This window comes from Streptomyces sp. HSW2009 (assembly GCF_040240285.1).
GTDB lineage: Bacteria > Actinomycetota > Actinomycetes > Streptomycetales > Streptomycetaceae > Streptomyces.
Window position 1 is genome coordinate 1 of sequence record NZ_JBEHZD010000361.1, and the last position, 8471, is coordinate 8471.

Sequence of the window (8471 nt, forward strand, 5' to 3'; positions counted from 1 at the left end):
GGGGGGCGCGGGGGGGGGGGGGGGGGGGGGGGGGGGGGCGGGGCGGGGGCCCGGCCGGCCACGCGTGGCGCCGTCGCGTTCGCTACCTCCACCACGTCATTGTGCCGCGGCCCCGCGGGGGCCCGCGCGGTGAGCCGGCCCCGCCTGGCCTGCGACGTCGTACCGGGGCGCCGGCGCGCACCAGCGTCCAAGACCCCGGCGCGGACGCCGCGGCACGGTGCTCCCATGCGTTATGACACCAAGATCGCGGTCGTGGTCCGGGAGGACCTGGCCGGATGGCAGAAGCTCAACGTGACCGCATTCCTCTCCAGCGGCGTCGCACACGCCGCCTCCGACGTGGTGGGCGAGCCGTACGAGGACGGCTCGGGCAATGGCTACCTGCCGATGTTCCGCGAGCCCGTCCTCGTCTACACGGCCGACGCCCCCGGCCTCACCCGCACCCACCACCGCGCCCTCTCCCGCGAGGTGGCCACCGCGCTGTACCCGGTGGAGTTGTTCAGCACTGACAACGACGACGACAACCGGGCCGCCGTGCTCGCCGTCGAGGCCGCCGACCTGGACCTGGCCGGGCTGGCGCTGCGCGGCCCGCGCAAGGACGTGGACAAGGTGCTGCGCGGCCTGCGCCTGCACGGCTGACCCGGCGCGGGGCGCCCACGGCGGGCGATCATCACCCCAACCGATCGAAGCACCGGCGCCGCCGCACGCCCCCGCCCCCCCCCCCGGCCCCCCCCCGCGGCCCCGGGGCCCCCCCCCCCCCCCCCCCCGCGACCAGCCGGAGCAGGTGGGTCCGGTCGATGCGCTCCGGTTCTGGCACCCGCAGCCGTACGCGTACCCACGGCGGCGTCGAGCCGGGCAGCGGGTCGCCGGGCGCGAGCGACCAGGTCGTGCCGCCGCTCTCGGTGATCTCGGGCTCGTGCCCCGTCTCCACCTCGATCGCCGCCGCGAGCCCGGCCAGGGTGCCGCGCCGGCGGTGCCGCACCACCGCGCCGGCCACCACCGCACGGCGCTGCTCCACCGGGCGCTCCCGGTCGGTGCGGGCGGCCACCCACCCCGCGAGCCAGTCCACGAAGTCCTCCGGGGCGGTGTGCGGATGCAGATGGGCCGGCAGGTTGTCGAGGGTCAACAGCACCGGCGCAAGCACCTCGTCCAACGCGCCGAGAAAGCGCACCAGGAAGTCCTGGTCCAGATAGACGGCGGGGAGCTGATCGGCCAACGGGTGGGGCGTGGGCAGCCCGGGGATCGCGGCGCGCACCTCACACCTCCCTGACCCGCAGTTGATGTTCGAAGCTGAACACCAGCGCGTGCTCATCGAGGACGATCTTGCCGGTGGGCTCGGCCCGCTCGCCGGTGACCGGGTCGGCGGGGAACAACAGCACGTCCTCCACCAACTCCACACCGGGCAGCCGCTGCAACACCGCGTACACCTCGCCCGCGTGCACCGGCCGCCCGAACGGCCAACCCTCGCCCTCGGGTCCGCCCGAGAGCGGATTGAAGTAGCCGTAGAGCGCGGCCAGGCCCGCCTCGCGCAGCCGGTCGCCGGCCGCACCGCGCTGCGCCTGCACCGTGGCGACCACCGTCACCCCCTGGTAGTAGGGCGGCTCCACGTGCAGCCTGGTGCCCAGCGGGCGCCGCTCGTCCAGATGGCCGGCGATGGCCGCGAGCGTCTCGGGCGCCGGCGTCAGGTCCTCGAAGCGGACCCGCCCGCGTTCGTCGCCGCGGCCGGCCGGCACCACCAGCAGCCGTACCCCGCCGGCGTCCGCGCCCCCCGGCGGCCCGCCGCCGTCCCCGGCGCCCGCCACCTCGCCCACCGGGACGCAGTGCACCCTGGCCACGTCCGGCGCCGCCTCCCTGGCCAGTTGCTCGTAGTCGTGCGGGACCACCGCCCGGTGCAAGGTGGCCAGCGTCAGCGGCCCGCGCACCCGCGCCTCCTCGACGCTCTCCCCGTCGACACCGCCGAGCGCAGGGCGGCGGTTGTCAACGCGGGCCACGTACGGCATCGAACTGCGCAGGATGCGCAGCGCGTGCCGGGCCACGTTGCCGCGCCGGCCACCGCCGGTGCGGTAGCGGCGCACCCGGACCGTACTGTCCTTCGGCGGCACCGCGCCGAACAGCCGCAGCGTCCCGTCGCTCTCGCGCACCCCGGGCCCGAAGTCCACCCGCCCAGAATTGGGGTCCAGGGTGAGGTGCCGGTCGTACGCGGTGGAGTGGGCGAAGTCGTCGACCCGGGTCCACTCCACCCAGCCGGCGCCCTCGGCGACCTCCACGACGAACGGCTCCGCACTCGGCACCACCGGTGGCCTGGCCACCTGGAAGCTCTGCCCCGGCACCCCGTCGCAGACGCCGATGACCTCGTCGGTGACGGTCTCGGCGTGGCTGGCCTCCACGGTGCCGCCGATGGTGAACGCGGTGAGTTGACGCACCGTGGGTGAGGCCACATAGCTGGGTTGGTCGGCCGCGGCCGGCAGCAGCCGGCAGCGTATCCACCCCGCGGTGTGCCCGGCCACCACCGAGGCCAGGTGGCCGGCCGGCAGGTGCACGATGACCTCGCCCGCCTTGTTGAAGCCACCGGTGTCGTCCTTGTCCACCTCGCAGGCCACCCAGGCGCTGCCGTCCCACGCCTCCCAGCGCAACGGCGGGCGGAGCGGGTCCACCCCCACGCCCTCCACCTTGCAGTCGAGGCGCAGCACGACCACGCAGGAGGGGGCCGGCTGGGAGAGCCCGACGTACAGGCAGTCGCCGGGGCGCGGGGTGCTGCCGAAGCAGGGCACGTCGCGGCCGAGCGCCAACTCGTCGGTGGTGTCGGCCGCCTCCGCCCGCACCGGCCAGGTCGCCAGCCGCTCCAGCGAGCACGGCACGATCGACAGGGCGGCGCCGGTGGTGAAGACCACCGCCTCCTCGGCCTCGGTGCGCACCGTCGCCACCTCGGTACCGGCCGGCACCCGCACCGGTTCCGGCTGCGGGGCCGACAGCCAGAAGGTGACGTCGGTACGGGCCGCGGTCGGCGGGTACAGGCGCACGCCGATCAGGTCGAGGAAGGCCAGGTAGTTCTTGTCCGGCACCCGGTTGAGCCGGTAGATGAGCTGGTCGACCATGGTGGCGAACGCCTCGATGAGGGTGACGCCGGGGTCCGAGACGTTGTGGTCGGTCCATTCGGGACAGCGCTGCTGCACCATCCGCTTGGCCTCGTCCACCAGCCCCTGGAAGCGCCGGTCGTCCAGATGCGGACTGGGCAGCGTCACGGCCCCTCCTCGTGCCGGGGGATCACATAGAACGGGAAGACCAGGTTGCGCGGGTCGTTGGCGCCCCGTATCGCATAGCTGATCTCGATGTAGAGCACCCCCTCGTCCGCCTCGTCGAAGCGCACCGCCACATCGGCCACCTCGATCCGCGGCTCCCAGCGCTCCAGGGCGAGCCGCACCTCGTAGGCGAGTTGGCCGGCCGTGCCGGCATCGGCCGGGGCGCAGACGTAGTCCCCCAGCGCACAGCCGAACTCCGGGCGCATCGGACGTTCGCCCGGCGCGGTGGACAGGATCAGCCGGATGGACTCCGCGATCTCCTGCCCGCCGCGGACCAGGGCGATGCTGCCGGTGGCGTCGGTACGGGGCGGGAAGGCCCAGCCGGCGCCGATGAACTGCTGGACCACGGTCAGCCTCCGATCAGGACGGTGGGACAGCCGGCGACGACCGGGGAGCCGCAGCCCGCCGCGTCGCCCACCCGGGCCGCCGGCCGGCCGCCGATCAGCACCGTGGCGCTGCCCGGCGCGAGCAGGACCGACGCCGGGTGCGCGGCCGGTGACGTGCACTGGTGCGGGGTGCCGACGGTGGCGGCCGGGCGCCCGCCGATGAGCACGGTCGGCACACCCGGCCCGGCCACCACTCCGGGGTGTCCGGTCGGGTCGCCCACCCGGGCGGCTGCTGGCATGGGTGCGATCCCCCTCGGCGATCCGCCGGCGCGCGACGGCCGGCACTCCGACTGGTTCCTCGGGAGCCCCGGCCGGTTCTTTGAGCGCCCCGGCCGGTTCCTCGGGCGCTCCCGCCGGGGGAACTCCGGGCGGCCCGGCCAGGACTCGTACGGCCCGCTCCCCGGGGTCCCGTGCCGCGCCCGCTGCATCAACACCGCGTGCTGCTCCTGCCCCGTCCGATACCCTGCTCGGCGCTCCGTCCGGTCCACCCGGAAGTCTGTTGGCATGAGGTCAATTGATGCGGATGAGCGGGGAGTTGATGGACACCGTCGAACCACCCTTGACCTCCGTGCGGTTGCTGCCGTGCACCGCCACCTGCTGGCCCTGTACGGCGACGGAGCCTGTCGTGGCGAGCTTCACCTGACCGTTGCCGCCGTCCACCTGCACCCCGCTGCGGGCGGTCAGCCGCACCGCGTCGCCGGCGAGTTCGAGCGCGCCCTGACCCGCGTCGAGCGAGACGCCGCTGCCCGCCTTGATGGACACCTGCTGGCCGGCCTCGATCTCCACGGTGCCGTCGCTGTGCAGCACGATGGTGGTGCCCTTGCGGTCCAGGTTGATGCTGAGCTTGCCGTCGCCGGTGACCAGCCGCAGGCCCTGCGGGCCGTTCGCCGCATCGAGCAGTTCCAGCTTGTTGCCACCCTTGGAGCCGAAGGACCGCTTGGTCACCGCGCCACTGGTGGGATCGACGGCCCCCCCGCCAGCCCCACCACCGGCCGCCCCGCCTGCTCCGGCACCGCCCCCACCCACGCCGCCCACAGGCCCGCCGCCGCTCGGCTTGTCCTGCCCGTTGTAGAGCGCGGCGAGCACGTACGGCCGGTCCATCCTGGCCTGCTCGAAACCGACCAACACCTCGTCACCCACCTCGGGGATGAACGGTTCGCCGCCGCCGATGCCACTGGCCTGGGCGGTGCGCGCCCAGTCGCTCGCGTACTCGTCCGACAGCCACGGGAAACGCACCTTGACCCGGCCCAGGCCCTCCGGGTCCTTGGTGTCGGTCACCGTCGCGTTCACCAGGCCGGCCCGGTGCCCGCCACCGCCCTGACCGTCCGCCGGGCCACCGGCCAGCCCGTACAGCGAACGCTCCTGCTGCCCGGAGACCGTCAGCCACGTCTCGTACCCGCGCACCGCGTCGAAGACGTGCCGCGACGAGGTGACCGTGTACCGGCCGTCGAAGGGCTTGCCGACGCCGGTCAGGGTGACGGCGCCGCCGGCCCGCACGGCAGGGTTGCCCCGGATGACGGCCTCCAACTCGGCGAAGGAACCGGCGATCCGCTCCGCCAGCGCCTTGGCCGCCTGGTCCACCTCGGCCTGGCTGCCGTACCCGGCGTCGGTCGCCACATAGGTGGCCTCGCCGAAGGGGCCGGCCGCCTGCGCCGCGGTCAGCCCGAGCGCCAGCGTGCTGGCCGTACCTGCGTCGGCCCGGCCGACCAGCGGCTGCTTGGCCCGTACGTCCCAGCCGCGCACCTCAACCGCGGAGACCTGCTCGGCGGCCGAGACGGCCGCCCGGCAGCGCAACAGGTTGTCACCCATCTCCAGGACGAGCGGGTTGCTGTCGGCGCGGGCCGCGGTGCCCGGCGCGCCACCCGCCCCGGTCGGCTTGGTGACGTGGAGCTGCCCGTCCCGCACCCACACCTGCGCGCCCGCGGCGGCGGCCAGCGTGCACAGGAACTCCCAGTCGCTGACGTTGGGTTGGGCCACGTGCTCCAGTACGGGCCCGGCCACGTCCACTGTGCCGGGGCGCAACCCGGCGCGCTGCGCGACCCGGGCGACGACGTCGGCGAGCGTCATGTTCTGGTAGCTGGTCACCCGCCGGCCCCGCAACAGCCGGTGCGACTCGTCGAGACCGCGCACCACCGTGAACGTCCCCGTGTCGTCGATGTCCACCTCAAGGGCGGTGACGTGCCCGCTGAGCAACGGCCCCGAACCACCCTCACCGGCCTCGGCGAGCAACCGCACCGGGGCGCCGATCTCGATGCCGGCCTGTTCCAGGAAGACCCGGCTCGGGTCGCGGAAGCGCAACAGGAACAGGTCGGGCAGCGTACGGCTGTCATCGACGTACCCCTCGACCAGGGCGTTCGCCCACACCGCGGGCAGCGGACGGCCCGCGACCTCGACCACCAGCGTCTTGGCGACGCTGTGCCTCACCACGGGACCGCCCCCGCCGCCGCGGGTCCTGACGCCACACCGGGGGCGGCGGACGGGCCCCACCCGGCCACCGCGCGCGGCGCCGACGCGAGCTGCCCCGCCGGCCGGCCGGAAGCCGGGCCACCGGCCACCGCACGGCCGACGGGACCCGAAGGCCCCGCCTGCGTGGGCGCGTGCAACCTGGCAAGCTCGTCCGGCGCCGGCAACAGCAACTCCTGCCCGTTGGCCAGCCGCATCGGATCGTCGATGCCGTTGGCCTCGGCGATCACCCGCCACATCGTGGGGTCCCCGTACTCGCGCCAGGCGAGCTCAGGCAGCGTGTCACCGGTGCGCACCTGGTGCACCCGGCGCGCGTGCAGCGCCCCCGAGGTCGGGTTCTGGCCCGGCGTCTCCCCGCTGATCTCCTCCATCGTCACCTGGCACACGGCCCGGATCGGCACCCCGGAGGTGGTGAACAGGGTGTACTTCACCTGGACCTGACTCAGATAGCCGGGAAAGCCGGTCAACCCACCCCAGTGGAAGACCACCCACGGCGGCGACGAACGCCGCTGCTGCCGGGTCTCGCTGGTCGGCACGCAACAGGCGAGCAGCTTCTCTACCGAGGTCACCACGCTGGTGTCCTGGGTGTCGCTGGCGTCGAAGAACATCTCCACCGTCAGCTTGCTCGGCTTCGGCCCCTGGTACTCGGGCGGCCCCGCGCTCTTGGCGCCCTTGGCCGGGCTGCGCTTCCAGGCCGCCGCCTTGGTGAGCGTCAGCTCCTTGGGGTTGAACTGGAAGTCGATGCGCCCGGCCGGCCCGCCCGGGGTGAGACTGCCGCCGGGCGGCGGGGTACGCATCTCCAGGTAGGCGTGTTCCAACTTAGGCCGCGCACCGCCGGCACCGCCCGCGCCACCGGTGCCCGCCGCACTGAACGCCACCGCGCCGCTCATCGCCTCCCCCTCCACGGCACCGGGCCGCGCCACCCGACCACGGCTCAGCCCTCCATGACGAAGCCGTGGTGGGCGATCTCGATCGTCTCGATTGCCACCTTGGGTGACTCGGGGTTGAACGTGGGGCCGGTCCAGCGCACCGGAACCACCTCAAGCAACCCCCACTGGGCGACCTTCTTCCCGTCCCCCGTCCTGGCCTCGATGTGCGCTGTCTTGCGCTTGAACCCGTTCGTCATGCTCGCGAACCACCTGGCCACCTGCTCCGTCTCCCGGGTCAGCGGCCGGGACAGCTTGATGTTCGGGTACTTCAGCCGGGTGGGGAGCTGCCACAGGTGACCGTTGTTGCCACCCTCCTCGCGCTGTTCGAGCACCACCTCACAGCCCAGCCCCTCACACGTGTTGAAGGAGCCCAGCTCGATGCCGTCGATGGTGACGACGAAACACACGGTCACCGCCGGGTCATCGGTCACACTCACGCCGTACCTCCCTTCCCTGCTTGGTCATGGGTGTTGCTGGTGTGTGGGGGTTGCTTGTGCGTGCGAGTTGTCTGTGTGTGGCTTGTGCATGGGGGGCTTGGCTGCTGGCCCTGCTTGCTGTCTCTGTGACCCTGTCTGCCTGTCTGCCTGTCTGCCTGTCTGCCTGTCTGTGCGTCTGCGTGCTGGCCCGTCTGCTGTTTCGGCTGCCGGCGGTTGGTGGCAGCCCGTGGGTGGTGGGAGGCAGACGGCGGTCCGACGGGTACGGGGCAGCCGCCCACCGGTGCCGTACCCCGTGGTGTCCCGTCATCGGTACCTGGTCTCGATCAGATGGCCGGCCCGTTCGCGCTCCAACCTGAGCTCCGCCTTGAGTAGCCGGCTGAGTGGCGCGAACAGCGCCCGTACCAGGGCATCGGTGACGGCAGGACCGTCCGCCGCCCGTCCGCCGTCCGCCGGCTGTCCGTCCCCCTGATCCGCCCCCGCCGGCAGTTCCCCGCCTGCTGCCGGATCACTCTCCGGCACGAGATCGTCGGCGGGTTCGGGGCCGTCCGCCGGGTCGGGCGGTGGATCTGACGGCGTACCGGGCGGCTCCGGGGGCGGCGCTTCATCCGTACCGGCCGCCCGTTGGACCGCCATCGGGAGTGTGGCCGCCGGCCGCTGGAAGACCACCGAACCGTCGGCCATCCGCTGCGCCACCCCCGCCGCGACCGCCACCGCGCCGGCATCGACCAGCGGCCCGGCCGTCGCACCCCGGGCGGACCCGGCCGGCCCGGGCGCGGCGTGCCGGGGAGCAGAGTGCCGGGGCGCTGCGGCGGCCCGTTGCAGGGTGGCGCGTTGCGAGGGTGCGGCTGACGGGCCCGAGCCGGTCGTGGGGGGCCCCCCCCCCCCCCCCCCCCCCCCCCCGCCGGCCCCCGGCGCCCCCGGGCCCCCCCCGGGCCCCCCCCCCCGCGCCCCCCGGCGCGG

At 74.1% G+C, this 8471-nt stretch carries 8 protein-coding genes and 1 pseudogene; 1 reads left to right on the top strand and 8 read right to left on the bottom strand.

The window, feature by feature from the left end:
- Positions 1-225 precede the first annotated feature (225 nt).
- Positions 226-636 (top strand): DUF2000 family protein, encoded by a 411-nt coding sequence (locus AAHZ94_RS23300; protein WP_349994939.1) that lies wholly within the window; start codon positions 226-228, stop codon positions 634-636.
- Between the two features lie 31 nt (positions 637-667).
- Here AAHZ94_RS23300 and AAHZ94_RS23305 read toward each other — a convergent pair whose 3' ends face one another.
- The 8 genes and pseudogenes from AAHZ94_RS23305 to AAHZ94_RS23340 form a co-directional block, all read right to left on the bottom strand.
- A complete protein-coding gene (locus tag AAHZ94_RS23305) occupies positions 668-1252 on the bottom strand; it encodes a phage tail protein (RefSeq protein WP_349994940.1) in 585 nt (194 codons plus the stop codon).
- Between the two features lies 1 nt (position 1253).
- Positions 1254-3239 carry a putative baseplate assembly protein gene (locus tag AAHZ94_RS23310; protein ID WP_349994941.1) on the bottom strand — a complete coding sequence of 662 codons (1986 nt, stop codon included), beginning with the start codon at positions 3237-3239 and terminating at the stop codon, positions 1254-1256.
- Positions 3236-3643 (bottom strand): GPW/gp25 family protein, encoded by a 408-nt coding sequence (locus tag AAHZ94_RS23315; protein ID WP_349994942.1) that lies wholly within the window; start codon positions 3641-3643, stop codon positions 3236-3238. The genes AAHZ94_RS23310 and AAHZ94_RS23315 overlap by 4 nt, the downstream gene beginning before the upstream one ends.
- A gap of 2 nt (positions 3644-3645) precedes the next feature.
- Positions 3646-3921 (bottom strand): PAAR domain-containing protein, encoded by a 276-nt coding sequence (locus AAHZ94_RS23320; protein WP_349994943.1) that lies wholly within the window; start codon positions 3919-3921, stop codon positions 3646-3648.
- 271 nt (positions 3922-4192) lie between these two features.
- Positions 4193-6109 carry a VgrG-related protein gene (locus AAHZ94_RS23325; RefSeq protein ID WP_349994944.1) on the bottom strand — a complete coding sequence of 639 codons (1917 nt, stop codon included), beginning with the start codon at positions 6107-6109 and terminating at the stop codon, positions 4193-4195.
- On the bottom strand, positions 6103-7035 hold the full coding sequence (locus AAHZ94_RS23330; protein WP_349994945.1) for a CIS tube protein: 933 nt from the start codon (positions 7033-7035) through the stop codon (positions 6103-6105). The genes AAHZ94_RS23325 and AAHZ94_RS23330 overlap by 7 nt, the downstream gene beginning before the upstream one ends.
- A 44-nt stretch (positions 7036-7079) precedes the next feature.
- On the bottom strand, positions 7080-7511 hold the full coding sequence (locus AAHZ94_RS23335; RefSeq protein WP_349994946.1) for a phage tail protein: 432 nt from the start codon (positions 7509-7511) through the stop codon (positions 7080-7082).
- Between the two features lie 303 nt (positions 7512-7814).
- Positions 7815-8471 (bottom strand): annotated as a pseudogene (locus AAHZ94_RS23340) (hypothetical protein); the annotation flags it as partial.

Coding starts and splice junctions, on each gene's coding strand:
- AAHZ94_RS23330 (WP_349994945.1), bottom strand. CDS start 7,035: ATGAGCGGCGCGGTGGCGTTCAGTGCGGCGGGCACCGGTGGCGCGGGC.
- AAHZ94_RS23320 (WP_349994943.1), bottom strand. CDS start 3,921: ATGCCAGCAGCCGCCCGGGTGGGCGACCCGACCGGACACCCCGGAGTG.
- AAHZ94_RS23300 (WP_349994939.1), top strand. CDS start 226: ATGCGTTATGACACCAAGATCGCGGTCGTGGTCCGGGAGGACCTGGCC.